Source organism: Sphingomonas sp. TDK1 (genome assembly GCF_001650735.1).
Taxonomy (GTDB): domain Bacteria; phylum Pseudomonadota; class Alphaproteobacteria; order Sphingomonadales; family Sphingomonadaceae; genus Sphingomonas.
Window position 1 is genome coordinate 1 of record NZ_LXVY01000026.1, and the last position, 24,035, is coordinate 24,035.

A 24,035-nucleotide genomic window follows, 5' to 3' on the forward strand; every position below is an offset into this window, starting at 1 on the left:
CGTGCATCCGCCGGACGGATACGGGCTATCCATCGCCGTCCTCCTGCCCCCGTCCCGGCGCGACAAAAAAGCCGGGACACGATGCCGATGTGGCACCGCATCCCGGCATGGATTGACCGGAAGCTCAGGCATCCGCGAACGCCGCCATGGCCGCGCGTCGGTGTCCGAAGCTGCGCTTGCCGAGCATTCCGTGCGGGTTTCCGTCGCCATCGACGATCATCACCGCGACGCACCAGCGACCCGCCAGCCGCCCGACGATCCGGACCCGGTCCAGCTCGACATCCGCCCCGCTGTCCGCGCCTTCATACGACCCGATCCAACGCTCCTGGTCACGCGCTTCCCAAAGAAATTCGGCCTCCTCGGCATCCAGGAACCGATGTGCCAGCGCCTCGCCGGCCTCATGGCCGAACTCGCGCTCCAGCCCCGCAACCAGCGCCGCCAACACGCGATCCGTGGCAGCGCCGGACGCTGCCGAAATCGGTTGTACCATCGCCATGACCATCTCCTTCGCTTCTGTTCTCCTGATCGAGAACATCGCCTCGAAGACGGGTAGCGGAGCGGCTGTCAGGGCCGCTGGAGCGCCAGCGGAAGCGCCGCGAAGCGGACGTGGGGGGAACCGATTTTCGCAGAAAATTGGGGGGCACCCGCGGGCCTTGAGAGCCGCTTCGGCACCCGTCATGCTCGGACTTTCGAGACGAGCCCCTCCCCCGCTCTCGGTCATGGGACGCGCCTTCGAACTGCGAAAAGCAGGCTCGGGGCCATGTCCTCCCGCTCCGGGAAAGGCGAGACGGCGCCCTCACGCCCAACCACGAACAGTCCCGGTCGCCGGGTGGCTTGCCGGTTCGGCGAAGGGACCTGCACCGCCTCGCCGGTGACCGCCCCCAGATAGACGAGGGTCTCTCTTGGCAGCGCGCGCCTGCCCGCCAGATACGCGGCATAGGCGCCGGGCCCGGCATTATAGGCGGCGAACAAGCCCGGATAACCGAAGCGGTCGTACATCCGCCGCAGGTAGAGGGTACCCGCCAGGATGTTGTCGCGGGGTTCGTCGGGGTTGTTGCCCAGGGCCAGCCGCGCGCGCATCTCGGCCCAGGTGGCGGGCATCAGTTGCATCAGCCCGATGGCGCCGGCCCGGCTGCGGATCGGTCGGCCGCCGAGCATGGTACGCCCACCGCTCTCGGCCAGAATCACCCGCTCGATCCAGGGCGCCGGGATGCCGAACCGGGTCGACGCTTCCGCAATTAACGGGCGCCAGTGCTCGACCGGATCGGCCTGTGCCGGCGAGGCAACGACCAGCAGTGCCGCGGTAGCCATCGACCTTAGCGCCGCCATAGTAATGTCGCCTTCCCGACCACCTGCGCGCCCTCGGTCGGGCCGAAATAGCGGCCGTCGAACGACGCCGGACTGTCCCGCATCAGCAGGAAGAACTGGCCCTGCCGCAGCTGGATGCAGCCGCGCCACCAGGGCAAGGGACGACCTGCGGCATCGGCGCTGCGGCGTTCGGCAATAGGCCTGCCATTGAACCGGACATGGGCATCGACGGCACAGACCTGGTCGCCCGCCACCGCCGCGACCTGCTTCACCAGTGGCACATTGGCAGGCAGATAGCGGCGCCTGGCGGAGAGCACTCGCCAGCGTTCGGGGAGCCGGGCGACGACCATGTCGCCCGCCTGGATCGATGCGCCAGGGTCCACCGCATAAAGCCCGATCGGTGCGCTGGCGCTCGCGTTCCAGACCAGCCGCGGGGTCGGGGGAATGGCGATGGTCAGGGCGAGCAGGCTGGTGCCGAGGCCGATCGCGGCGGCCCGCCAGCCCAGGCGCCGCGGCATTTGGGCGGGCACGGGACGCCGATCGCCCCAGGCGAGCAGCGGCAGTTCGCCGGGTGGCTTCTCACGCCGGGCCATGGCCGTCGCCGCGCACCGACTGGGCATCCGACCACGCACTCAGGTCGTCAATATGGTACTGGATCAGCTGGCTGTGGCGGCGGAAGGTCGGCCCCTTGCCATCGCGCCGCAGCTGCTTGAGCAGCCGCGTCGAAATCTTGAGATAGGCCGCCGCCTGGTCGGTGTTGAGGTAGGGCGAGCCGCGCTTGGCGCGGTTCGCCCGCGTGATGTCGTCGTCGATATCCATCCGACGCTCCCGTGCTTCGAGCCGGCGGCGGGACTGCCGTCGCTCGCGCCTGGGATGGCCCGTGGGAGCAAAGCTGCGGAGTGTCGGAATCGACCTGCATCGGTTCGACACCCCTCTACCCCGCAAGGATCGAAGCCCCCCGCGCGGTGCGCGAGGGGCGGCCGATGTCAGCGCGAACAGATGAGCTTGTATTCGCCGTCGTCGCCCTGGGTCAGGGTCGCGTAGATCGGCGCGGGGAAGGACGGATCGTCGAGCTTGAGGCTCAGATATTCCGCGCCGGTCTCGCGTGCCGCCTTGGTCCAGCCTGCGCCGAATTCGACGCCGCCGGCGTTGACGCGGTGGTCGGGGGCCTTGTCGTGGTCACGCTCGACGGGGCGGATGCTTGCCTTGACGCGGAGCGTGAGGGTGCGGATTTCGCCGGTGTAGATGCCGTTTTCGCCGCGGGTGAAGCTGCCGATCTGTGCCATGGTGACGTCTCCTGATGCGTGTCTCGATGCCGCCCCATGCGGCCTCGATGGCAGGCGACCAGGCGATGGGCGGACGACGCGCACCGGAAGGCCGAAGCGCCAGCGAAGGACGGCCAAAGCCGGCTTTGTTGCTCCGCGAGGAGCCCGCCAGGGCGGGGAAGAAAGTCGGCGACGCCGTTGCGCGGCCCCGGCCGCACAGCGCCAGACCTGCCAGCAAGAGAGGCCATGGGACGGCCGCGACCAGCATCGGAAGGCCACCGAAAATCGGAAGCCCATCCGTGGCGACACTGTGCATTGGGCATCGCGGATTGCTGGGCTATCGCTGCGCTCGATGAGCCATGAATCCGTTCTCGCCGACCTCGCACTGCGGGCGCCCGATCTGCCGATCATCACGGTCGAACTGAGCACGGCGACCGTCGCCGAGGCCGCGATCGCGCTGGATGTCGTGCCCGGCCAGATCGCCAAGACGCTCGCGCTTCGCGTGGGGGACCAGATCGCGCTGCTGGTGACACGCGGCGACACGCGACTCGACAATCGCAAGACCAAGGCAGCGCTCGGGGGGCGGCCGCGGCTGCTGGATCCTGCCGAGACGCTGGCAGTGACCAGCCATCCGATCGGCGGCGTCTGCCCGTTCGGATTGCCCGCAGCGCTCCCGATCTATTGCGACGAAAGCCTCAAGCCGTTCGCGGTCGTCTATCCGGCGGCGGGCTCGCGCAACACGTCGGTCGCGCTGTCGCCGGACCGGCTGGCGGCGCTCGTCGGCGCCGCGTGGATCGATGTCTGCACCCTTCCCGAACCGACGGTCGGCTGAGCGCATGGCAGACGCAGCGTCCAGGACGATTCGCATCGCCGCTGCCCTGATCGACGACGGCGACGGAAGGCTGCTGCTCGTGCGGAAGGCGGGGTCACCGTGGTTCATGCAGGCGGGCGGCAAGATCGAGGGGCAGGAAGGCGCCCTGGCTGCGCTTCGGCGCGAGCTGGCCGAAGAGATCGGGCTGGCGCTGCGCGCGCGGGATGCACGCTATCTCGGCCGCTTTTCGGCGCCGGCCGCCAACGAGCCCGACACGATCGTCGAGGCGGAGCTGTTCCATCTCCGCGTGCTGCACGCGCCGATCGTGCAGGCGGAGATCGCGGAAGCGATCTGGATCGGTATCGCGGAAGCAGCCCATCTGCCGCTCGCGCCGCTGACGCGCGATGTCGTGCTTCCGCTGGCGCGGACGCTCTGACAGCCCCGCGCTCGGCGCTTACAGCGCGCCCGACAGCGGCTGGAGGAAGAGGCGCTCATAGCTTTCGAAGGGCGGTTCGGCGAAGCGCGCAATGACCTCGGCGGCCTCGGGATCGAGCGGTAGCTCGGTGCGATAGCGGCGATAGGCCGCGTCGTCCGGAAAGCCGAACAGCGCGACGGCAATGTCGCCCTCACCCTGGCGCCCCTTGCCGGGGAAGCTGATCGTCGTGTCGCTGGGCGCATCCCGCGGCAGGAAGAAGCCGTAATGGGTCCCGCCGAACCGCTCGATCAGGCGCACCCAGGCGCGGCCATAGTCCTCGAATTCGGCAAGCCGGTCGGGGTCGAGCCGATACCGCACTTCGCAGACGATCGCGGTGGTTTGCATGCGGCACTTTCCCTTCGTGGAACTCACTTCGGAAGACTACGCCCGGAACACGGCACGATGCAAAAATGCCGCGTGGCGCGCCCTCGGGCGACGCCACGCGGCCGAAATTTCGGGGTCGGCTGCGGGCGGACCGAAGTCCAGCCCCCTCCGATCACGCCGCATGCTGCAATGGTGCAGTCGCGGTATCGGGATCCGGCTCGGGGGCCTGCGCGGACTCGGCCCCGTCACGCACACCAATGGCGTCGTTCCCGCCTCGGTGGGTATAGGCGGACGCCGGAAAGCCCAGCCATCTCGGCACCCAGCGCTCGACCTTTTGGCGCCCCTCGGCTCCGTCCAGATGATAGCGGACGATGCGCTTCAAGACCTTGGTCTTCTCGGCCGCGTTGGCGGCGGCGACCTTCTCGCCCGCCACCTCGGCAACGAGCCGGAGAAGCACTTCCCGGTCGCGGATCAGGTCGAAAAAGGCGGTGTCCGCCTCCCACTAGTCGGCCATGTCGACGCCGAGATGGACGCCGAGCGCCGCGACGACGGCGCTGCCGCTCGCCAGCGTCTCACCCATGACGATGGCCAGGATTTCCATGATCACGGCGTCGGGCAGTTCGACCAGCCGCAGGAAGAGCGCGGGCACGCCGCCCTCATGGCCGCTGCCGTCGGTCACGATCGGCTCGTCGGAGGCAAGGCCGAGCAGGGCCAGCACGGCGCGGCGGCGCTCGTCGAACAGCGCCTCGGCGGGGCACGTCTCGACGCTTTCACGCACCGCGTCGTTGCGCGTCGCCTGCGGTTCGGGCGACACCCGCCAGAGGTGCGAGCCGCTAATGGCATGGGCGACCATTAGCCGCAGCGCGACGCCGGGATGACCGAGCAAAGTAGCGCGAACGGCGGCATGGCGATGCAGGTCGAGATAGGTCTGCATGGTCGACGTCACTTCCGGGCGGGGCGACTTGGCCGCTTCCGGCGTTTCGCCGCGCGCTAGGCGGCGCGCTTCCCTGGCCGAGAGATAGCCCTCGTGAAAGGTCACCTCGCCGCTCGCCCGGACATCGACATAGACGCGTCCGCCCTTGCGCTTGGGCGTCTTCTCATATTCCCAGCTATGGAAATGCTCGGGGGGCGGGACGACCACGACATCGCTCCATCCCTGTTCCAGATAGGCTGCGCGGCGCGCCGCGATCGCCGCATTCTGCGCAGCCCAGAAGGCATCGGGATCGGCGAAATAGCGATCCTCGCCGAACAGGTCGGCGACGATCGCGCCGCCGAAACTGTCCAGGTCGAACAGCGCGAAGCGTGCGGCAATCGACTGGCCACCGAACAGCCATGCCTTGAGCTGGTGGCCGGTCGGGGCATAGCCATCGGGGTCGTCGAACAGCGCCAGCCAGCTGTGCTGCTGGTGCTTGCTGGCAAGCGTCAGGTGGCGAATCGTGGTGCGGTCGATCTTCTCGGCGGCATAAAGCTGGCGGATGCGCGGCAGCAGGTTGCCGAGCGCCAGCACCCGCGCAATCGTGAGGTCGGGCAGCCCGAAGGTAGCGGCGATGTCGGCCACGTCGCGGCCCTGGCGGACCAGCCGGGTGAAGGTTTCCCACTGGGTGACTTCGTCGGCGTCGAGGCGGGACAGATTCTCGATCATCGAGGCCTCGATGGCAGCGGCATCGTCGGTATCGGCGAGGATGCGGCAGGGCAGCGGCTCGGGCTCGCCGGTTTCGGCGGCGATGATCCGGGCAGCGTGGAAGCGCCGCGCGCCCGCGACGATCTCGAACTGCCCGGCCTCGGCGGCGGGGCGCACGAGCAGGGTCTGGATGATGCCGCGCTTGCGGACGGTGGGCAGCAGGTCGGCCACGTCGGGGGCCTTCTTGCTGTAGCGCATGTTGGTCTTGCTGACGGACAGCTTGTCCTGGTCGATGAACATCAGGGTCATGGTCATACTCCTTGCGAGCGCCGGTCCGCCGTTCGTTCCCGTGTGGCGGACCGGACTGTCGGGGATGGCGGCGAAGCGCGCCGCCGGCGCTTCAACCGCCATTCGGCGGAAGCTCGGGGTCCGGCGCTTCGCCACCGCGCACGGCGCGGCGCAGCAGCGTTTCCGCCCAGATGACGGAACCGGCGCGCCGCGCGCACTCGGCCCAGTCGGAGAGCGGCACCAAGCCTTCGAAGCCGAGGTCTCGCTCGATGCGGAGGCCGAAGGGAAGCCGGATCGCGGCAATCTCGGAGAGGCTGAAACTGCCCATCTCCGGGCAGCCAAAGCCAAGGTCGGCAAGGCCGAACAGCGTGTCGCCGTCCGCGTCGAGCTCGGTCGCGAGCCAGGTCGCGGCGCCCAGCGGGTTGAACAGCTTGACGAGCGGCACCGGGTCGGGCTCCGGCAGCCCCTCGCGGCGGGCAGTCCGGCGGGCGATGTCGTTGGCGCGCAGCGCGTCGCGGAGGTCGGGGGTGAGGAGGATCATGCCGCTGCCCTCCCCGCTTCGCGGACGGCCTCGGCCTCGCGGTGGCGGGCGAGCAGCCAGTCGGCGGCCTTGCTGGCGGCGCTCGCCGCGCGGAAGATCGCACGGTGGTCCTCGCGCAGCACCTCCAGCCAGCTGCCGATATAGTCGGCATGCCGCACGGTCGGGACGATGCCCAAGGCCGCGCAGAGGAACGCCGATCCCATCTCGGCGACGAGTTCCTCGCGGGCATAGTCCTTGCTGCCGAAGGCGTTGGTCAGGTCGCGGCCCAGCCGCTTGGCATGGCCGGTGGCGTGGGTGAGTTCGTGCAGGCAGGTGCGGTAATAGTTGACCTGTTCGAAGAAGGCGGGCTGCGGCGGCACCTGCACGAAATCGTGCGACGGCACGTAGAAGGCGCGATCCCCGCCGACCCGGAATTCGACGCCCGAGGCAGCGATCACTTCCTCGGCGACGGGCACGATTTCGCGCTCTGGCAAGGGCGCAGCATCGCAGGCAAGTCCGCCGCGCAGGCCCTCGCACTGGGCGACGTTGAAGACGGTGAAGCGCTTGAGGAACGGCACTGCCTTGGCATCATCGCCGTCGCGGGCGGCACGCGTGCGCTCGGCCTCGGGGGTGAAGCGATCGGCATAGACGACGCACTGGCCGCGCTCGCCCTTGCGGACGCAGCCGCCTGCCTCCAGCGCCTGCCGGAAGGTCAGCCAGGATTGCGAGGGCCAGCCCTGCTCGATGACCGCACCCCAGAGGATCAGGATATTGACCCCGGAGTAGCTGCGGCCGGTCAGGGCGTTGCGCGGCAGGCCGGGTCCAGTCCCGCCGGTCCGGCCCCAAGGCTGGACCCAGGGCAGCCGCCCGGCTTCGAGTTCGGCGACGATCCGCGCGGTTACATCGTCATAGAGATTGGTTCGGTTCGCAGGCTGGCGATTCTCGCAGGCGCCGCGCGAGCGGGCAGATCGGCGGGTGGCTTGACGCATCGGTTCCTCCTCGCCGCCCCAAAAGGCACCATGCCTCCCCGCAAAGGCGGGGGGTGGGCGGCAGCAGCGACCCAGAGGCCCGGCTCCAGGGGCCGGGGGCACCGAAGGGCGGAGCGCAGCGGAGCACCCCGGAGCGCGAGCGGAGGGGTTGCCGCCGGCCACGCCGGGCCTAGCCGGGCGCGCCGTCCTCCCCCGCCGCGCCGGGAGAGGCACAGACACGCCGCCGCGCGGAAAGCGCGGCGTCCACAGCCATCGCCGTGCTGCGCCCTGGCGGTGTGCACCCATCGCTTGAAGCCTAGGTAGCAATTTGCTACCTATGAACCTGGAGGTGCTGGATGGCGCAGTCGATCAAGCTTGGCGATGACCTGATGAAGATCGTGCGCCGCGAGTCCGAGTTGCAGAGCCGGTCGCTGGCCGGGCAGATCGCCCATTGGGTCCGGATCGGGCGGGCGATCGAGAAGTCGGGCAATTTCGACCATGCCCGCATCACCGCAGCACTTGCCGGCGAGATCGAGACGACGGCGCTCACCGACGAGGAGAAGGACGTCTGGCTCGACGGCTTCGTCGAGAAGATGGGCCAGGCGAGCCCCGAGGAAGAGGCGTTCTTCGCCCAGCGCCGCCAACTCGGGCGGGGTGTCGGGCTCGATGAAGGCGGCAACCTCGTGCACGAGAAGGCCGGCCGCAAGGCATGAAGCCGACGATGATCGTGCTTGCCGGACCGAACGGTGCCGGCAAGTCGACGCTCTATGCCACGCGCGTCGCCCCGAGCTTCGCGGGCCCGTTCATCAACGCCGACCTGATCCAGCGCGACGAACTGCGCGATCCGTCACCTGCTGCTTCCTATGAAGCCGCGCGCATCGCCACGGCGCGGCGTGCCGACCACCTCGCCCGAGCCAAGGACTTCGTGACCGAGACGGTCTTCTCGCATCCTTCGAAGCTCGACCTGATCGACGAAGCCAAGGCGCGCGGCTTCACCGTGGTGCTCATGCATGTCGGGGTGGAGACGCCCGAACTCTCGGTGGCGCGCGTTGGTGCGCGAGTCGAGGAAGGCGGGCATGTCGTCCCGGACGACAAGATCCGTGCGCGCTACGTGCGGGGCGCGCCGCTGATCCGGAAGGCCGCGCTCCGATCCGATCGCGCGATGGTGTTCGACAATTCCATGCTCAACCGGCCGCCCCGCCACTGCCTGACCTTTGCGAACGGACGACTGGTGTTCGCCCTCCCCCATCTGCCCGCCTGGGTCCGCGCGGTGTACGCGGCGGATCTCCAGCTCTAGCGCGCGCCAGAAACCCGATCGTTGCGCGAACCTGCGCCCGTGCCGAGCAGCGTGCGCCAGCCGCCGGCAGCCATCCGCACCGCCTCGTCGGCGCGGCGACGGACGCGCGACAGCAGGAAGTCGGACCGGCCCTTCCATTCGTCGCGGACCAGGTCCGCACCGTAGAGCGCCGTCGCCATCTCGCGATAGGTAGCACCCGCGGCGACTGCGTCGCCGACGCGGAGCGCCTCGATCCGTCGCCCCATGCCCGGTTCGGGCGGGTGGAGCTTCGGGGAGAAGCGTCCGGTGCGCCACAGGTCCAGCATGCGGCGGAGGGTCAGGACATGGGCATCGACCCGGGTCATGCCTGAGAGAAGATAGTCGAGCCGGGCTGGTCCCTCCTCGACCAGCGATCCGCCGACCACGTCGAGCCGGATTCGGTGCCAGCCGTCCGACAGGGCGACATGCTCGCGATCGCCACCCCGTACGATGGTGGCCCAGCGGAGCAGGCGGGCGAGGTCGATGCCGTCGGGGTCCGTGGCTGCGGTCGGCGAGACGCGGACTTCGAGCACGAAGGGATCGAGGTCCGCATGCCAGAGCAGGCGCGCCTCGGGCGCCGGCCGCCCCGGGTCCTCGGCAAAAGCAGAGCCCGAAAGCTCGGGCGTCCGCCTCCGGCACCAGAGGCTGATCCGCGACTGCACCAAGGCGCCCGAGCCGGGTAGCCATTGCCGCATAGCCGGGATCGCGGCGCAACCACTCCCAAGCGAGACCAGCGCGATCGATGCCGGCCAGCGCGCGGTACGGCGCGTCGTCGCGCCAGTCAGGTCGCGGGTCAGCCGCCGGCCCCATGGCTGGTACGCAGGACAAATACCGAGCCTGTCAAATGGCTTGCAGGCCACTTCCCCCAAGATAATTTGCGCAGTGCACCAAAAGCTAGTATCGATTGCACTTCGATCGGGTCGCGATGCCGACGGAAAAGCGGTGGGCGCGGCGCCGGCTTGGCAATCACCTCGGCGCAGCGGCCTGGGGCGCGTCCGGCAGCGGGTGGGTACGCCCGATGGTCATCGCAACCGCGCAGCATTTCGGCCAGGCCGCCCTGGCGGCCACGACCCTCAATGAACTGAACAACCTCCTCCACGCGATCACGCGCGAGATGGGCTTCCAGTATTTTGCCCTGTCGCACCATGTCGACATGCCGCGGGCGCCGCAGCCTGCGCTCCGGCTGCATAACTATCCCCGCGACTGGGAGGCCTATTATGATGCCGAGCGCTTCGGCCCCTCGGACCCCGTGCACCGCGCCAGCCACCTCACAAGTACCGGCTTCTGCTGGTCGATGCTGCCAAGACTGCTGGCGCTGACCAACCGCGACGAGGATTTCCTCGCTAGATCGCGCAGGATCGGGTTGATCGACGGCATCACCATCCCGGCGCATGTGCCCGGCGAGGCCGCCGGCTCCTGCACGTTCGCGGTGAGCTGGGGCAACAGTCCCCGGCCCGAATGGCTGCCGCTCCTCCAGTTCGTCGGGACTACGGCCTTCGAAAGCGCCAGGCGGCTCGTCGGCATGCGGCGGACGCAGGCGGACCGGCCGCGGCTCAGCGACCGCCAGCGCGACTGCCTCTATTGGGCAGCGCAGGGCAAGTCCGACTGGGCGATTGCGAAGATCCTGGGCATCAGTCATGAAACGGCGATCCAGCACCTGAAGGAAGCGCGCGGCCGCTACGGGGTGGGCAACCGGACCCAGCTCGCGATCCACGCGATCTTCGATGGAGCGCTGAGCTTCACCGACGCGCTGCGGCGTTGAAACTCCCCAGGTCTGGGGAATAGCGACCGTCCAGATCGGGACGGAGGATCGGGCTTCCACAGCGAGGGAAGCCGATCATGCAGTTCATCCAGGGCGATGGCGCCACCGCAGGCGATGCGGTGATGCGCGCGATGTTCGAAGCGCGGAAGCGGGTATTCGTCGACCTGCTCGGCTGGGACCTGCCGGTCCTCGCCGGCCGCTATGAGGTCGACCAGTTCGACGATATCCATGCCCGCTACCTGATCCTCACCGACGGCGAGGGGCGGCATCTGGCCTCGGCCCGACTGCTGCCGACCGAGCGCCCGCATTTGCTCGGCAACCTGTTCGCCGATCTGTGCGACGTGCCGCCGCCCAGTGGCCCCAGCACCTGGGAGATCACCCGCTTCTGCCTCGACCGGCGCCTTCGCGCAGGCGAGCGGCGCCGGTGGCGCGACGTGCTGGTCCACGGCATCGCCCGCTACGCGCTCGAGCAGGGGATCACCCGCTACGTCGGCGTCGCCGAGCCCGCATGGCGCGAGCAGATCCTCGCCTTTGGCTGGGAAGCGCATGCACTGGGGCCGATCGGCACGGTCGGCGGCATGCGCCTCGGCGCGCTCCGGATCGAGATCCGCCCCGACACGCCGGCGCTGCTCGCGGCCAATGGCATCCCGCCGCAGGTCCCACCCGCCCAGGCGAAGGCAGCATGATCGCGCTCCGGCCACGGGAACTGGCCCGATGAGCCCCGGTGCCACTTTCGAGCGGGTCTATGATGCGATCAAGCAGATGCTGCTGGATGGCGAGCTGTCGCCCGGCACCCCGATCGAGCCCGCCGTCATCGGCCGCGAGATTGCCGCAAGCATCACGCCGGTGCGCGATGCGCTCCACCGGCTGACCGGCGAGCGGCTGGTCGAGGCGCCCAACCATAATGGCTTCCGCGTGCCGCTGCTCTCCGAGGCCGCGCTGCGCGATCTCTACCAGTGGAATGGGCGGGTGCTCGGCCTGGCGGCGCGACAGGTCCAGCCTGCGTCCGACACCCGCATCCAGCATTCCGGCAGCGTTCAGGAAATCACCGCCACGCTCTTCCTCCGCGTCGCACAGGCAACCGAGAGCGCCGAGCTTGTCGCGACGGTCCGGTCGCTCAACGATCGCCTCGCGATAGTACGAAAGGCGGAGGTCGCGTCCCTGCCCGTCATCGTCGAGGAAATCACGGGCTTGGGATCGATCATTGCTGCCGGCGACCGGATCGCACTGACGGCTGCGCTGACGCGCTATCATCGCCGCAGGATCACAGCCGTAGCCGGCACCGTCGCGCATATGATACGCCCCACCCGAAGATAGACGAGCCGCGCCCTCTCGACGAAGCCGTCAGGCGGCGGCGCTGCGCTCCAGCGCCGCAATCCGCTCCTCGCAGATCACCTGGACGGCACGGCCGAGCACCTCAACGCGCTCGCCGAGCCAGGCAAGCTCCTCGTCGCTGATCCGATAGTGCTTGGAATAGCGCGCCTTCACATAGGCTTCCTTGAGCTTCTCGAAGCGACCGCGATCGGCACGGCTGTCGCGCGGCCATGCATCCACGAGCCGCGGATCGATCCGTTCGGCCTGGGTGCGCAGGAACCCGAGATTGTGAACGTGCGGCGTATAGAAGGTGCAGACGAGCAAAACGCAGTGGTACAGGAACTCGGCGGTCTGGTGTAAATCGAACGCAGCCGGCTTTTGAAAACCCCGCTCCATTCCAACCGTAGCCAGCTCGAAGCGCTGCATCGCAGCCGGAAACCACTCGCCGAAGTATTCCTGCGCCATCGCCAGCGCCTGTTGCGGCGTCTTTGGCTTGGGCTCGTGCAGCCCGGTGCTGTCGCTCTGGTAGAGCGCGATGCCGTCGCGCGCGACGTCCATGAAGAAGTAGCGGCCATGGGCGAGGCCGTCATTCACCTCCTGCAGCGTGTGGACGATGAAGTTGACCGGTGTGCGCAGGGTCCGGGTGACGGCAAGCTCGCGGTTGAGCCGCTCCTCGGCATTGGCCCAGAACTCGACGCGGTCGGTCAGCTTGTCGTGGTTGACGATGACCAGCAGATCGAAGTCGGACTGGTAGCCCTTGGCGGTATGCGGCTCGTCGACCCAGCCGCCGCGCGCATAGCTGCCATAGAGGATGACCTTGAGGATGCGGGCGTGCCGCTTCCAGTCGACCGTCGCGGTGGCGGTCGCGTCGCCGAATTCCTCGAACAGGATCTGCACCACGCGCTCGAGTTCGCGTTGCTTCGCCGCCGGCAGGTGATCGAGATCGGTGCGCATTAGCCGGACCCTAGCCAGCGTGCGAGGCTATGCAACAGCGCACGACGCGCTTTGCCGCCGAAACCAACGGGATCACGCAGATATCGCGCATCGCGAAGGGACCGATCGACCGCGACGATGGCGTCTCCGAGGCGGTGTTCGACCTCGGCTGTGCTGATGCCGAGCCGTGCGCTGGCTTCCGGATAGGCAAGCCCCTCGACGGCGCAAAGCTGGAACACCGCGCGCTGGTCGTCGGGTAAAGCGGCGACCGCGCGCCCTATCGCTGCTCGTCTCTCCTGATGGTCCGTCGACATGATCCTGCTCCGCTGCGCCGACCCGACGGGGCCGGTCGGCGGCGCTATCAGCGGGCGCGATCCAGCGGCGGCCCGCACCGTAGGGCGTAGCGCCAGTGAAGCACCCGGCCGGGGCCGGGTTGCGGGACGCCCGCGCCGCGCCCGACATGCGGCGTCCGGCCCCGAGGGCAGCAAGCGACCAGGCAAATCAGTCGCTTGCCGGGAGAGTTGCACAGCCGCGCGAAGTACCGCAGACTGCACACGCAGCGCGGTCCAGGCCGGCAGCCCGCTGTGGAGTTTGACCGCCAGGCATCACACGCATTCGACCAGCGCGGTCGGGTGTATCCCCGAGGCATCTGCCCGGCACGAGATGGGTTCTCGTGCGATCCCCTTCCCCTGCCCGCGCACTGCGCGGCGGCCTCGCCTAGGTCCGCCGATGCGGCGGCCGGAGCAGGATCCTGGCACGACGCCCCATGGGGACGGCCCTGCCGAGCTGCGCATCGACGCGCTCTACCGCGAGCACGCACCGCGCCTGCGCCGCTGGCTCGATGCGCGCCTGCGCTCGAGCGAGGACGCCCATGATGTCGTGCAGGATGCCTTTGCCCGGCTGCTCGGGTCGAGCACTCGCGAGGGCCTGCGCCAGCCCGAGGCATTCCTCAACCGGATCGTGCGCAACCTGCTGATCGACCGGTCGCGGAGGACTGCCAATCGCATGGCGCATGTGCCGATCGACGCGGCGAATGAACCCGAGACCCGCGCTACCCAGGAGGATGCGATCCAGCTCGACCAGATGCGCATACGCTACCGGGCGGCGGTGGACGCGCTGCCGCCCCGGACGCGCGAGGTGTTCCTGCTCCACCGAATGGAGGGGCTCGGCTACAAGGACATCGCGACTCAGCTCGGCATCAGCATCCGCACCGTCGAATGGCATGTCGGCGAGGCGCTGGTGCGGATCGGCAAGGAGCTGGGACAATGACCATCGCCGAGGAACCCGCCGGGGGCGCAGCGGAGGCGCTGGCCCGCGAGGCCGCGCACCGTTTCGCCAGGACGCGCGGCCCGGACGCCGAGGTGCACCGGGCGGAACTGGAGGCCTGGCTGGCGGAGGCGCCGGAACACCGTGCCGCGTACAATCGCGCCGCCGAGATCTTCGCGATGGGCAAGCTGCTCTCCGACCCGGACGCGCCTCCCGCCGCCGCTACGCCCGAACCGAGGCGCGGACGCAAGGGCCTTGCCGTTGCACTGACCACCATCGCCGCCTGCGCGATCGGCGTCGGCGGCTGGATCACCTATCCATCCTCGGCGCCGCCATCCGATCGGCCAGCCGCCGTGGCGGGCACGACCGACCACCGAAAGTTGTCGACGAGCACCGCCCCACAGACCGTCCAACTCGCCGATGGCTCGACGGTGACGCTTGCAGCCGACACGGTGGTCGGGGTCGAGATCGCGACCGGCGTGCGTCAGTTGCGCTTGGTCCGCGGCAAGGCACGGTTCGAGGTCGCGCACGAACGTCGGCCCTTCATTGTCCTGGCTGGCGGCGGCAGCGTGACCGCGCGCGGCACGATCTTCGAGGTTGCGCTGGCACCTGCCGGCAGGGTCGAGGTCCGGCTGCTCCGCGGCGCAGTGGACGTGGCGATGCCGCGTGGCGCCGCCAAGGCGACGCCGGCGATCCGCAGGCTGGCACCGGGCCAGGCGGTCACCTACCCGGCCGAGCCAGAACATGTCGCAGCGCGCGCAACTTCGGCAGATGCCGCAGGCCTGCAGAGCGCCACGCCGCAATCCTTCGAAGCCGTGTCCGTCCAGGACCTCATCGCACTGGCGAACCGCACCACCAGCCGTCCGATCCGCCTCGCAGAGCCGTCTCTGGGGTCGCGACGCGTATCGGGATGGTTCCGCGTGGACGACACGCTGCTCCTGGCACGCCGACTGGGCGCCTTGTTGTGCAGCGATGTCGACCTGCGCGACGCGCACCAGATCGTGGTAGCGCCGCAGGAAGGACACGGAAGCTGTACAGCCAAGGAGGCGCAGAAACAGGCCGCGCTCTGAAGCAATGCCCGATCGAACGGAGACCGCATAGGCAACGACGAAGCCGGGCGGGAAAAGCATGCGCCTGGGGGGCATGCGCCACCACCTTTAGCTGCGAGGCCTGGACATAGTGGTGGCCACCCGGCCGCTGCCGATGGTCGGTCAGCCCAGTTGCCAAAAGGTTTATCGCAAAGCCTGCGCAAACATTCGAATTATAATCGGATTATAAACTTCTCATAACCGGCGGCCCGGCTACCTTCGATCGGGTCATGGCCATGACATTTCCCATGATTGGAGAAGTGCCATGAACACCGAACAGACCATCGAACTCGGCATCGTGAGCGTCGACACCAAGGGCCTGCCCGAGGGCATCGTCGATTCGGACAACGGCCGGCAGTCGATCGTCATCGATCTCAGCGACGACTGACACGATCTGGCGCGTGCCGACGCGGCACGCGCCCTTTCGACCAGAGGAGGTGCGCCATGCCGCTTGTCCTTCGTCCCGGACTATCCTGGTGCCTCTGCGCCGAACAGGTCGTATTCCTGGATCTCGCACGCGACCGATACTTTTGCCTGCCCGAGGCGCTGGGTGACGATTTCCAGCACTGGGCTAGCGGCGAAGCGCTTGGTCATGCCGAGCAGGAGGCTCTTGTTGCTGCCGGACTTCTGGAGCCTGGCGAGGGCGAGCCCGTGGCTGCCACAAGATATCAATCCGCCCGCAGAGATCTTGCCATCGAACGCAAGGACATCGCGAACCCCTTCGATGTCTTGGTCGCAGCCGCGGGGCAATTACGTGCCCGTCGCTGGCTCCGCCGCCGGCCAATGTTCGACATCCCCGCTTCTCTTGCCCAGCACCGAACGCCTCGCCAAGGCAAGCCGAACGACGAGACACGGCTGCACAAGATCGCTCGCGCCTTCCTGATCAGCGCGGCGTTGGTGCGGGCGGCCGATCAGTGTCTTCCGCGCGCGATCGCGGTCTATCGGCTTTGCCTCCGGCATGGGATTGTCGCTTCGCTGATCTTCGGTGTCCGGCTGCATCCCTTTGCTGCCCATAGCTGGGTACAAGTGGACGACGCCGTGGTTGTTGGCGACCTTGAACAGGTCCGCCTCTACGCCCCGATCCTGGTGCTGCCATGAGGCCGCGCTATCTCGTGCTAACCCGGTCGGGCGATGGCCCGGTCGACATGCGGCAGATCGCCGCGCGTACAGGCCTCCGGGTAGCACACACGTCGCCGACATTTGCCATCTTCGTCAACGAGGCGTGCCGTTGTCTCGAAGTCGACGCCGAGTGGGTGGTGGTCGGCACGCTGTTCCACCGGCATGGCCCGGCGCGTCCGATCGCGCAGTTCAGCGACGGCGAACGAACCACGCTCAGCCGGGAAGGCAGTGCCGCGTTGCTCCAATCCTATTGGGGTGGCTATCTCGCCGTGCGAGTTCGGCCAACCGACATCGAGGTCCTCCGTGACCCGTCCGCCGCCCTTCCCTGCTACCGGGCACAATGCCGCAACGGCTTCCTGTTCGCTTCCGACGTCGCATCTCTCGTGGCGGCTGGCGGGAAGATGGACGGCATCGCCTGGGATGCGCTCGGCCGCGCACTCTACGCCTCCGGACTCCCGACCGACGAGACTGCACTCGACGGAATAGGTGTCCTGCTCCCCGGGGGAGCCGTCACGCTGCAAGGAGAAGGTGAGCATTCAGCGGTGGCCTGGTCTCCTTGGACGTTCGTCGAAGCGCCCACCGAGCAGCCGAGCAAGACCATCGAGCGCCTGCGGCGCTCGATCGATCATTGCATCACAGCCTGGTCATCGCTCTGCCAGCGCCCACTGGTGAGCCTGTCGGGCGGACTGGACTCTTCGATCGTCGCGGCCTGCCTGGCCGGTGCGCACAGGAATGCTTCCTGTATCACGATGTACACCGACGACCCTGCCGGCGATGAGCGGCGTTTCGCACAAGCCATCTGCCGTCAGTTCGGATTGCCGCTTAGCGAACGCCGTTATGATCTGGATGCCGTGGACCTCGGGCGCCCGCTTGGTGGGCACCTGCCCTATCCGATCGGTCGGGCAGAGGCCCAGCCCTATGAGAAGGCCCATGCTGAAGTGGCGGCCGATCTGGGATCCGACGCATTCTTCAGCGGCAACGGCGGCGACAATGTCTTCGCCTTCTCCCAATCCGCGGCGGCACTGGCCGACCGAGCTTTGCACGAAGGACCGGGTGCCGGCGCCTTCGCCACCTTGCGCGACATCTGCCGACATACCGGCGCAGGCCCTCTCCGGGTGACACGCGCGGCGCTGCGTATTGCGCGCCAGCCAAGCGGCTACCGCTGGAAACCTAGTCTGGGTTTCCTGCATCCCGAGCTTGTTGCCTCGCTGCACGGTCTCGCGTTCTCGCATCCATGGCTCGCGGCGCCTCCAGGGGCGCTTCCTGGCAAGGCTGCACATATCGCGGGACTGCTACGCGCCCATCGCAATCTCGAATCCGATCGCAGCCGCATTGCCCATCTGGTCAATCCCCTGCTGTCGCAGCCGATCCTGGAGCTGTGCCTGTCGATACCGACCTGGCAATGGCGAGACGGCGGACGCGATCGCGCCGCCGCCCGCACAGCCTTCGCGGACCGAATCCCGGCGGAAATCCTGACGCGCAGGGTCAAGGGTACGCCCGACCCGTTTTGTGGTGAGATCGTCCGGCGGAAGCGGGAGGAACTGCGCGAACGCCTGCTGGATGGGCAGCTTTCCAAACACGGCATTCTCGACCGGGGCGCGGTCGAGGAGGCTCTTCGTCCCGACCGGCCGACGACGGGCGAAGAGAATGTGCGCCTGCTCGAACTGGTCAATGCCGAGGCTTGGATAACGGCCTGGGCATCGCTTCCGCGCGGCAGCGTTCCTGCCGCAGGTTCGAGCGACTTTGGCTGAAACCCTGATGAAGGAGAAGACAAATGCGTAGCGAAGATCTCAACGTCATCGAACTCGGCAGCGTCAGCGCAGATACCCAAGGCGGCGTGACCGGCATCGCCGACGGCGACGCGGGCTATATGAACGTTCTCGGCCTGAGCGACGACTGACCACGATCGAGCGGGCGCCCAGGCGCCCGCTCGCATTTTCCGGCGGACCTTATGGCTCCGCAGGGACCTGCACGGTCACCTTCGTATCCTTCGCCAGGCCGGCGCGCATTCTTTGCCAGCGGCCAGCCTCCACCTCCCGGCCCGGAGCAGCGACACCGTTCAGCCAGAAGTCAAACCAGTCGAGCGCGCGCGCATACACTGCCAGCCGGTGGGCCGGTTGCCATTTCACATGGTGCTCGTCGGGAAAGACGAACAGATCGATGGGGCGATCAAGCTCGCGGAGCGCCGTGAAGCTCTGGAGCGCGCTGAGCAGTTCGTCATCGGCAACCTGAACCAGGATCGGCGCCCGGATGTTCTGCGCATTGGGGGACAAAGCTATTTCTTGCCAGAATGCCCGCGCCGCGGGACTATCGTCGGTCGCCTTGGGATAGCCCATCGCGTAGAATTCTCTTGCCGCAGCCGGACCGACGCGCATCGCCAGGTTCGTGTCCCAGCAGCAACTGCTCATGGCGTAGGCGGAGAACAGCCTGCTGTGCAGGAGTGCGAAGCCAGCCGTGGAGGCGCCGTCGCTCAGGCCGGTGATCCCGATCCGGGCGGGGTCCGCGATGCCACGTGCGATCACGGTCCGCACGGCGACCTCGAGCGAATCGAGAATGCTGCGGCGATCGACGAAATCTCTAAGGTTGATCTTCTCGATCTCAATCAGATCGGGCGCCGCCTTGAGGCCGATGATTGCCGGTCGGTCGAAGCTGAGCACGGCAAAGCCCCGGTTCGCGAATGCCTGGATCGGATAGTCGTCGCCGGTTCCCCCGCGCAGGAAGCCGCGCGAGGTATATTGCACGACCACGAAAGGATAATGTCTGCCGGGCACGTACCCGACAGGCAGCACAAGATCGGCAAAAGACGCGATTCCGAAGCGATTGCGCAGGTATAGTCGCTCCACTCGGCCAAGACGAAGGTCGGCAAATTCCGGGTTCGGCTCGAACACGACCTCGCGTCGCCCACTCCTCAGATCAAGCCGCTCGAGCCGGCGCGGCTGGGTCGCCCCCTCGCGCAGGCACGTGAGCTTCCCGTCGGTGGGCACACAATTCAGGAGCAGGTCCTCGGTCCGGTACAACAGCCGGACCCGCGACGCGCCGGGCCTCCATGCGTAAACGGCCGTGGCGCCGCCCGCCCAGCCTTCCCGCCGAATGAATCGGACTGTGTCGCCCGCCCACCAGGGAAAGCTCGCGTCCTGGCATTCGGGGGCGTCGCAAGCCAGGACGCGTCCGCCAATCGTCGCAGCCAGGCGGCCACGCGAAGGATACAGCGTTGAAACGGGGACCTGCAGGAATGCTTGGACACCTGCAGCGGAACGCGCCTCGCTCCAGTTCCCTTCGTGCATCAGGGGCAGGTCGAGCAAGCGCGCCTCGGCGATCGTTGCCGGCCGGGTCGTCGACGTTGCGATATCGACGACCGTAACCAGTCGTGCGACCGGCACGGGCACGAATGGTCGCGTACTGGCCGACGGCGCAAAACGGTCGTCATAATGGAATCCGGAGAGGCCTTCCCGCTCGATGTCCGCGGATGCCTCGCGAAACCCGGGCCTGCTCGCATAGACGATACTTCGGCCGTCGGCTGAAATCCGGAAATCGTCGATATCGTCGCGGCTTTCCGTGACGGGCGCGCTTGCGCTGCCGTCAGCCACTGCCCGCCAAAGCTGCACGGCCGCCCCATCGCGCTTGCGGAAGACCAGCCACTTGCCGTCAGGAGACCAGCGCGGCGTGACCGGATCGGCGAAGCCGCTCGGAAACCGAGCCTTGCCGCGAAAGTCATATCGTAGCCGCAGGAAGGTGCCACCGCGATCCACGACCACCGGCTTCCCGCCAGCGCGCAGATCGACAACGATCATCGCGAGGCAATAGCTGTTGGTGACAGGGTCGGCGCGCCGCAACTGAAATGCCGCGTGCGTCCCGTCGGGTGAAACCGAGAATAGCCCGCCATATTGCTGGTTGGGATCGACGGGACCGATATCGCGCAGCCTGACCAGATCCTCTGGCACGAGCGGGCGTGGCGAGACCTGAGAGCTAACGGGCATCAGGTCGGCACAACTCGGGCTCGCCCGCGCCGCCGCCGAAATCGCCAGGGCAACTAAGGAGGCCGAGCCGAAGGCGAAAGCCGTCCGAAGGCTCACCATTGCTTGGTAACCGAGAGGCTGGCGAACCGCCCAATCGGAGACTGGTTGGTCGAATCGAACGGGATCGCCGCCGCCGAAGCGTTTCGGATCCGGTCGGGCTCCTCGTTCAATAGGTTCTGCAGGCTCAGCCGCCATTCCGTATTACGAAATGGGCCGCTGCGGACAGCGGGGCGGAATGAACCGCTCAGATCCAGGGTGGTAAAGTCCCCGATCGTCGCCTTCACCGGATACCGATTGTCGAACGTGCTCCCCAAATAGTTGAGCGATGCAGAAAACTGCAGCACGTCGTTCTGCCAGTCGACCGATCCCCTGCCGCGCCAGTGCGGCGGCGTGAAGATCAGACCTGCCCGGCCCTCATAGGGCTGATCGACGACAGGCTGGCGCTTGCCCTCCACGTAGCTGGCGGATGCCGCCAGCTTGATCTGGCTCCCGCCCCCGAGCGCTGCGGTGTAATCGGCCGCAATGTCGATGCCGCGGGTTCGCTCGCGCGCGGTGTTTCGCAGGCTCGCATCCACGATTGCCGCTACCTGTGCCGGTTCATAGGGCTGGCCGCTCTGGTTCTCGAGGCCGAGCGGTGCGTCGGCAATCAGGCGCTGCTGCTGCTCCGCACTCGGCGCGTAGAGAACGAATGCTGCTGCCGCGGGATTGGTGAAGGCAGTGGTGTAGTTGCTGATGCCGCTCGCGATCCGGCCTCGATAATCGATGTCGAACCAGCTGGCTTCGAGGCGTAGGCCATCGACGGGCTTGAACTCGACTGAAAGCGTCGAGCTGGTCGCGCGCTCCGCGCGGAGGCCGGGATTGCCACCGGCGACGACCAGTACCGTCGCCCCCGCAGGCAGCGGTGGGGTCGGCTGCGTTGAAAACTGGTTGGCCCGCAACAGGATGGCTTCGCGCGGCTGGTTGACCTGCTGCAGTGTCGGGATCTTGAACGAGCGGCCCCAGCTGTACTTGAACGTGATGCCCGGGTGTGGGGCATAGATCAGGCCCAGCTTCGGCGTCGCGACTTCGTCGATGCCGGTATAGCGCTCGTAGCGGAGCGCGGCGCTGAGCCGCACTGCTTCCAGCCAGGGCATCCGATTGGCTGGGCCGACGATCGGCACCGATAGCTCACCATAGCCGAACAGGCTTTCCCGCCGCTCGCTGGCGTCGCGGGTAACGGTCGTCACGCCACCGCTCGTCGACCTGACATTGAAATCCAGGCGGAACCGTCGATACCCACCTCCTATAGCCAAGCGTGCCGCCCCGCCCGGCAGTTGGACGAGTGGCCCTTCAGCGCTGGCCTCGAAGTTCGTGAGGTAATTGTCGTATGCGGATCGACCAATCTGGAGACCGTTGATGTAGCGCCGCGCGGTGCTGACGGTCGAACTTTCTCCCTTTGTCACCGCGAGCGTGCTTTCCCATCCGCCTCCGGGCTTGAAGCGTAACAAGGGGGTGAAGGCGTAGGTTCGCACGACGGGGAGACTGATCTGCCCATAGGTCGTCACGGGCGCGGTCACAGAATAGGCGACGCCCTTGCGGGAGCGGCGGTCGGCGAGTTCCGCATCCAGTTCGAAAGCGACCCAGTCTGCGAGGTCCTGGTGTGCGGTGAGCACGCCACTCACCTGTCGGCTGTCGTTGGTGAGCATCTGCGACGAAGCCAGGCCGCGCGTATAGTCCCGTTGATCGGCATAGATCGGCGTAGCCTTGGTGTAGTCGATCGCTGCCATGAATCCGCCGCCGGCCCAGCGCGTGCCCCCGACGCCCGAATATTGCTGCTGGACATTGCCGCCCTCGGTCGACGCTCCGACCCGGGCGCTGGTCAGGAGGCCGGCATAGTCGCGGCGCAGGATCAGGTTGGCGACGCCGCCAACCGCGTCCGAGCCGTAGAGTGCCGACGCGCCATCGGCGATGACTTCGATGCGTTCGAGCGCAACCAAGGGGATGATCGAGATGTCGACGCCCTGGTTGACGGCGTCGTAAGGAAGGCGGTGACCATTGATGAGCGTCAACGTCGCGTCCGAGCCCAACCCGCGAAGGTTGAGCGTCGTCGAGTTATTGATGTTATTGTATCCGCCCTGGTCACCGCCCCCCGCGACCCCGGGGTTTTGCCCTCCGGTGAAATTCTGCGGGAGTATCCGCGAAACACTCGCCATGTCGGGGATGCCCTGCTCCTCCAGCCCTCGGCGCGACACGATAATGACGGGCGAAGGCCCCTCGGCCCCGCGGATACGCGAGCCGGTGACCGTGATCGCATCCTGCGCCTCTGCCTGGGCCGCTGCGCCCCCAGCCCGGCCAGGGTTGCCCCGGACGACGAGTGCGCCGGATTCCTCGCGCACCACCAGGTCCTCCCCTATGGCAAGGCGCACCGCCTGCTCGACGGTGTAGATCCCCCGGATCGCCCCCGAGCGCTTGCCGCGCACCTCCTCGTCCGCGAACAGGATTTCCCGGTCGCCCTGACGAGCAATCGCGCGAAGCGTGGAGGCAAGGTCCTGCGCCGGCAGGTCGAAGCGCATCGCGCCAGCCTGGGCGCGTGCCTCGACGACTGCCGTGTCGCTGTAGGAAATCGTCGCGGCAAGCATCGCCGCACAAAGCGCCCTTTTCGAGATCGTCATTCTTTTCTCCCCGCTGCCGGTGTCCCGGCACTGGAGCGATTGACGCAGCCGACGGCGAACTACGGGGTCGCGACATGAAAAAAGTTTGCGGGGGCCGCAGCAGCGCTGGGTTCCGGGATTTGCCAGCAGCCCTTGTCCCGTCGCCGGGTGCCGCTAGGCTCCCGCGCCGAACCATGTCGCGCCTTCACAGCCTCCGTGCCACGATAGACGATGTCGCCCGCTTCCTGGACGCGGAGCCCATCGGGCAGATCGCCCTTCCGCCCGACGTCACCGAGGGCCGCCAGGGGCTGGCGATGTTAGAGGCCGGCGGCCGCAGGCGTCTGCGGATGATGCGCTGGGGCTTTCCCCGCCGGATCCGCGACGCGCAATTGCAGCGGAACGAGCCCGAAATAATTGGCCTGGTAGCGGATCTCACCAATCCGCTCTGGGAGCAGACCGTCGTAGATCCGCGCTACCGCTGCATCATCCCGATCACCCACTTCGGCAACCCGGATGGCGACGAAGGCGCCAAGACACGGACATGGTTCTCGGTCCGCGACCAGCCGATCATGGCTTGGGCAGGCTTCTGCCGGAACTTCCCCGAGGTCGGGCCCTCCTATGCGGGCATGACCATGGAGGCGAACGCAGCCATCCCGCCGACCAACGATCGCATGCCGGTGCTGCTTGAGCCGAATGAGCACGCGCGCTGGATGCACGGCTCGATCCGCGACGTGATCGGCTTCCAGTTTCGCCCGCCGATCGCCGCCGAGCGGATGGAGGTGCTGCGCACCGAAGATCCCTGGCGCGGCGGCGGCCCTCCGCCCGATGGCACGCAGTTGGACCTGCTCTAGCTGCGAAGCATGGGCTGTGCGTTGCAGCCCCCTCGCCTTCGACCTAGGCTGCCGCCATGTGCTGGTGTGGACGGTCTCTCATCCCAACGGCTTCAAGACGCGTTAGCGTTGCGAGCCAGATGAGAGGAGAAGACGATGACGAACATACCAGTACGGATCGG

At 67.6% G+C, this 24,035-nt stretch carries 29 protein-coding genes and 1 pseudogene; 14 read left to right on the top strand and 16 right to left on the bottom strand.

Annotation, left to right across the window (positions count from 1 at the left end):
• Positions 1-124 precede the first annotated feature (124 nt).
• The 5 genes from A7X12_RS14200 to A7X12_RS14220 form a co-directional block, all read right to left on the bottom strand.
• Complete coding sequence (locus tag A7X12_RS14200; RefSeq protein WP_232318519.1) at positions 125-496, bottom strand: hypothetical protein; 372 nt, start codon at positions 494-496, stop codon at positions 125-127.
• A gap of 221 nt (positions 497-717) precedes the next feature.
• Positions 718-1,329, bottom strand: a complete 612-nt coding sequence (locus A7X12_RS14205; RefSeq protein WP_064312244.1) for a lytic transglycosylase domain-containing protein — start codon at positions 1,327-1,329, stop codon at positions 718-720.
• Positions 1,317-1,901: a S26 family signal peptidase gene (locus A7X12_RS14210; protein ID WP_064312245.1), complete on the bottom strand. Its 585-nt coding sequence runs from the start codon at positions 1,899-1,901 to the stop codon at positions 1,317-1,319. Before A7X12_RS14210 ends, A7X12_RS14205 begins: the two co-directional genes overlap by 13 nt.
• Positions 1,888-2,127 carry a helix-turn-helix domain-containing protein gene (locus A7X12_RS14215; RefSeq protein WP_064312246.1) on the bottom strand — a complete coding sequence of 80 codons (240 nt, stop codon included), beginning with the start codon at positions 2,125-2,127 and terminating at the stop codon, positions 1,888-1,890. Before A7X12_RS14215 ends, A7X12_RS14210 begins: the two co-directional genes overlap by 14 nt.
• Before the next feature lie 167 nt (positions 2,128-2,294).
• Positions 2,295-2,594 (bottom strand): DUF736 domain-containing protein, encoded by a 300-nt coding sequence (locus A7X12_RS14220; protein WP_064312247.1) that lies wholly within the window; start codon positions 2,592-2,594, stop codon positions 2,295-2,297.
• A gap of 331 nt (positions 2,595-2,925) precedes the next feature.
• On the opposite strand from A7X12_RS14220, the gene A7X12_RS14225 reads away from it, so the two are divergent.
• Together A7X12_RS14225 and A7X12_RS14230 are read left to right on the top strand one after the other, a co-directional pair.
• Complete coding sequence (locus A7X12_RS14225; protein WP_064312248.1) at positions 2,926-3,405, top strand: YbaK/EbsC family protein; 480 nt, start codon at positions 2,926-2,928, stop codon at positions 3,403-3,405.
• 4 nt (positions 3,406-3,409) lie between these two features.
• Positions 3,410-3,820 carry an NUDIX hydrolase gene (locus A7X12_RS14230; RefSeq protein ID WP_064312249.1) on the top strand — a complete coding sequence of 137 codons (411 nt, stop codon included), beginning with the start codon at positions 3,410-3,412 and terminating at the stop codon, positions 3,818-3,820.
• A gap of 18 nt (positions 3,821-3,838) precedes the next feature.
• On the opposite strand, the gene A7X12_RS14235 is transcribed toward A7X12_RS14230, so the two are convergent.
• The 5 genes from A7X12_RS14235 to A7X12_RS14250 all read right to left on the bottom strand — a co-directional run bounded on the left by A7X12_RS14235 (position 3,839) and on the right by A7X12_RS14250 (position 7,601).
• The gene (locus A7X12_RS14235; protein WP_064312250.1) at positions 3,839-4,204 is read right to left on the bottom strand and encodes an NIPSNAP family protein; all 366 of its coding nucleotides are present in this window, start codon (positions 4,202-4,204) and stop codon (positions 3,839-3,841) included.
• A gap of 151 nt (positions 4,205-4,355) precedes the next feature.
• On the bottom strand, positions 4,356-4,640 hold the full coding sequence (locus A7X12_RS26715; RefSeq protein WP_332308545.1) for a hypothetical protein: 285 nt from the start codon (positions 4,638-4,640) through the stop codon (positions 4,356-4,358).
• A gap of 45 nt (positions 4,641-4,685) precedes the next feature.
• Positions 4,686-6,113, bottom strand: a complete 1,428-nt coding sequence (locus tag A7X12_RS14240) for a ParB/RepB/Spo0J family partition protein (RefSeq protein ID WP_332308546.1) — start codon at positions 6,111-6,113, stop codon at positions 4,686-4,688.
• Between the two features lie 91 nt (positions 6,114-6,204).
• The gene (locus A7X12_RS14245; RefSeq protein ID WP_064312251.1) at positions 6,205-6,633 is read right to left on the bottom strand and encodes a DUF2958 domain-containing protein; all 429 of its coding nucleotides are present in this window, start codon (positions 6,631-6,633) and stop codon (positions 6,205-6,207) included.
• Complete coding sequence (locus A7X12_RS14250; RefSeq protein WP_064312252.1) at positions 6,630-7,601, bottom strand: ArdC family protein; 972 nt, start codon at positions 7,599-7,601, stop codon at positions 6,630-6,632. The genes A7X12_RS14245 and A7X12_RS14250 overlap by 4 nt, the downstream gene beginning before the upstream one ends.
• A 335-nt stretch (positions 7,602-7,936) precedes the next feature.
• On the opposite strand from A7X12_RS14250, the gene A7X12_RS14255 reads away from it, so the two are divergent.
• The gene (locus tag A7X12_RS14255; protein WP_064312253.1) at positions 7,937-8,293 is read left to right on the top strand and encodes a ParD-like family protein; all 357 of its coding nucleotides are present in this window, start codon (positions 7,937-7,939) and stop codon (positions 8,291-8,293) included.
• Positions 8,290-8,877, top strand: coding sequence for a zeta toxin family protein (locus A7X12_RS14260; RefSeq protein WP_064312254.1), 588 nt, complete (start codon positions 8,290-8,292; stop codon positions 8,875-8,877). Before A7X12_RS14255 ends, A7X12_RS14260 begins: the two co-directional genes overlap by 4 nt.
• Here A7X12_RS14260 and A7X12_RS14265 read toward each other — a convergent pair.
• Together A7X12_RS14265 and A7X12_RS26790 are read right to left on the bottom strand one after the other, a co-directional pair.
• Entirely contained in the window at positions 8,874-9,590 is a 717-nt protein-coding gene (locus A7X12_RS14265) for a DNA -binding domain-containing protein (protein WP_064312255.1), read from the bottom strand. The two genes, A7X12_RS14260 and A7X12_RS14265, sit on opposite strands and share 4 nt — an antisense overlap.
• Positions 9,556-9,705 (bottom strand): annotated as a pseudogene (locus tag A7X12_RS26790) (transcriptional regulator domain-containing protein); the annotation flags it as partial. The pseudogene A7X12_RS26790 and the gene A7X12_RS14265, both read right to left, overlap by 35 nt.
• A gap of 208 nt (positions 9,706-9,913) precedes the next feature.
• Here A7X12_RS26790 and A7X12_RS14270 point away from each other — a divergent pair.
• The 3 genes from A7X12_RS14270 to A7X12_RS14280 all read left to right on the top strand — a co-directional run bounded on the left by A7X12_RS14270 (position 9,914) and on the right by A7X12_RS14280 (position 11,974).
• Positions 9,914-10,657 carry a helix-turn-helix transcriptional regulator gene (locus tag A7X12_RS14270; RefSeq protein WP_064312269.1) on the top strand — a complete coding sequence of 248 codons (744 nt, stop codon included), beginning with the start codon at positions 9,914-9,916 and terminating at the stop codon, positions 10,655-10,657.
• 77 nt (positions 10,658-10,734) lie between these two features.
• Positions 10,735-11,343, top strand: coding sequence for an acyl-homoserine-lactone synthase (locus tag A7X12_RS14275; RefSeq protein ID WP_064312256.1), 609 nt, complete (start codon positions 10,735-10,737; stop codon positions 11,341-11,343).
• 28 nt (positions 11,344-11,371) lie between these two features.
• A complete protein-coding gene (locus A7X12_RS14280) occupies positions 11,372-11,974 on the top strand; it encodes a GntR family transcriptional regulator (RefSeq protein WP_064312257.1) in 603 nt (200 codons plus the stop codon).
• Between the two features lie 27 nt (positions 11,975-12,001).
• Here the strand turns inward: A7X12_RS14280 and A7X12_RS14285 are convergent, their stop codons facing one another.
• Complete coding sequence (locus tag A7X12_RS14285; protein WP_064312258.1) at positions 12,002-12,925, bottom strand: HEPN domain-containing protein; 924 nt, start codon at positions 12,923-12,925, stop codon at positions 12,002-12,004.
• Entirely contained in the window at positions 12,925-13,218 is a 294-nt protein-coding gene (locus A7X12_RS26795) for a sigma factor-like helix-turn-helix DNA-binding protein (RefSeq protein ID WP_084445455.1), read from the bottom strand. Before A7X12_RS26795 ends, A7X12_RS14285 begins: the two co-directional genes overlap by 1 nt.
• Positions 13,219-13,633: 415 nt before the next feature.
• Between A7X12_RS26795 and A7X12_RS25965 the strand changes: the two genes are divergently transcribed.
• From A7X12_RS25965 to A7X12_RS25595, 6 genes are all read left to right on the top strand, one after another.
• Positions 13,634-14,173, top strand: a complete 540-nt coding sequence (locus tag A7X12_RS25965) for an RNA polymerase sigma factor (RefSeq protein WP_064312260.1) — start codon at positions 13,634-13,636, stop codon at positions 14,171-14,173.
• On the top strand, positions 14,170-15,240 hold the full coding sequence (locus A7X12_RS14300; RefSeq protein ID WP_064312261.1) for a FecR family protein: 1,071 nt from the start codon (positions 14,170-14,172) through the stop codon (positions 15,238-15,240). The genes A7X12_RS25965 and A7X12_RS14300 overlap by 4 nt, the downstream gene beginning before the upstream one ends.
• Before the next feature lie 283 nt (positions 15,241-15,523).
• Positions 15,524-15,646, top strand: coding sequence for a hypothetical protein (locus tag A7X12_RS26620; protein ID WP_269747822.1), 123 nt, complete (start codon positions 15,524-15,526; stop codon positions 15,644-15,646).
• A gap of 56 nt (positions 15,647-15,702) precedes the next feature.
• Entirely contained in the window at positions 15,703-16,356 is a 654-nt protein-coding gene (locus tag A7X12_RS25160) for a lasso peptide biosynthesis B2 protein (protein ID WP_084445461.1), read from the top strand.
• A gap of 47 nt (positions 16,357-16,403) precedes the next feature.
• The gene (locus A7X12_RS14315; protein ID WP_198162036.1) at positions 16,404-18,128 is read left to right on the top strand and encodes an asparagine synthase-related protein; all 1,725 of its coding nucleotides are present in this window, start codon (positions 16,404-16,406) and stop codon (positions 18,126-18,128) included.
• A gap of 23 nt (positions 18,129-18,151) precedes the next feature.
• Complete coding sequence (locus tag A7X12_RS25595) at positions 18,152-18,277, top strand: benenodin family lasso peptide (RefSeq protein WP_157105601.1); 126 nt, start codon at positions 18,152-18,154, stop codon at positions 18,275-18,277.
• 49 nt (positions 18,278-18,326) lie between these two features.
• Here the strand turns inward: A7X12_RS25595 and A7X12_RS26320 are convergent, their stop codons facing one another.
• Positions 18,327-20,453 (bottom strand): Atxe2 family lasso peptide isopeptidase, encoded by a 2,127-nt coding sequence (locus A7X12_RS26320; protein WP_064312265.1) that lies wholly within the window; start codon positions 20,451-20,453, stop codon positions 18,327-18,329.
• Entirely contained in the window at positions 20,447-23,044 is a 2,598-nt protein-coding gene (locus tag A7X12_RS14325) for a TonB-dependent receptor (protein ID WP_064312266.1), read from the bottom strand. The genes A7X12_RS26320 and A7X12_RS14325 overlap by 7 nt, the downstream gene beginning before the upstream one ends.
• Before the next feature lie 173 nt (positions 23,045-23,217).
• Here A7X12_RS14325 and A7X12_RS14330 point away from each other — a divergent pair, with 173 nt between their 5' ends.
• Complete coding sequence (locus A7X12_RS14330; protein WP_064312267.1) at positions 23,218-23,874, top strand: SOS response-associated peptidase family protein; 657 nt, start codon at positions 23,218-23,220, stop codon at positions 23,872-23,874.
• Positions 23,875-24,035 lie beyond the last annotated feature (161 nt).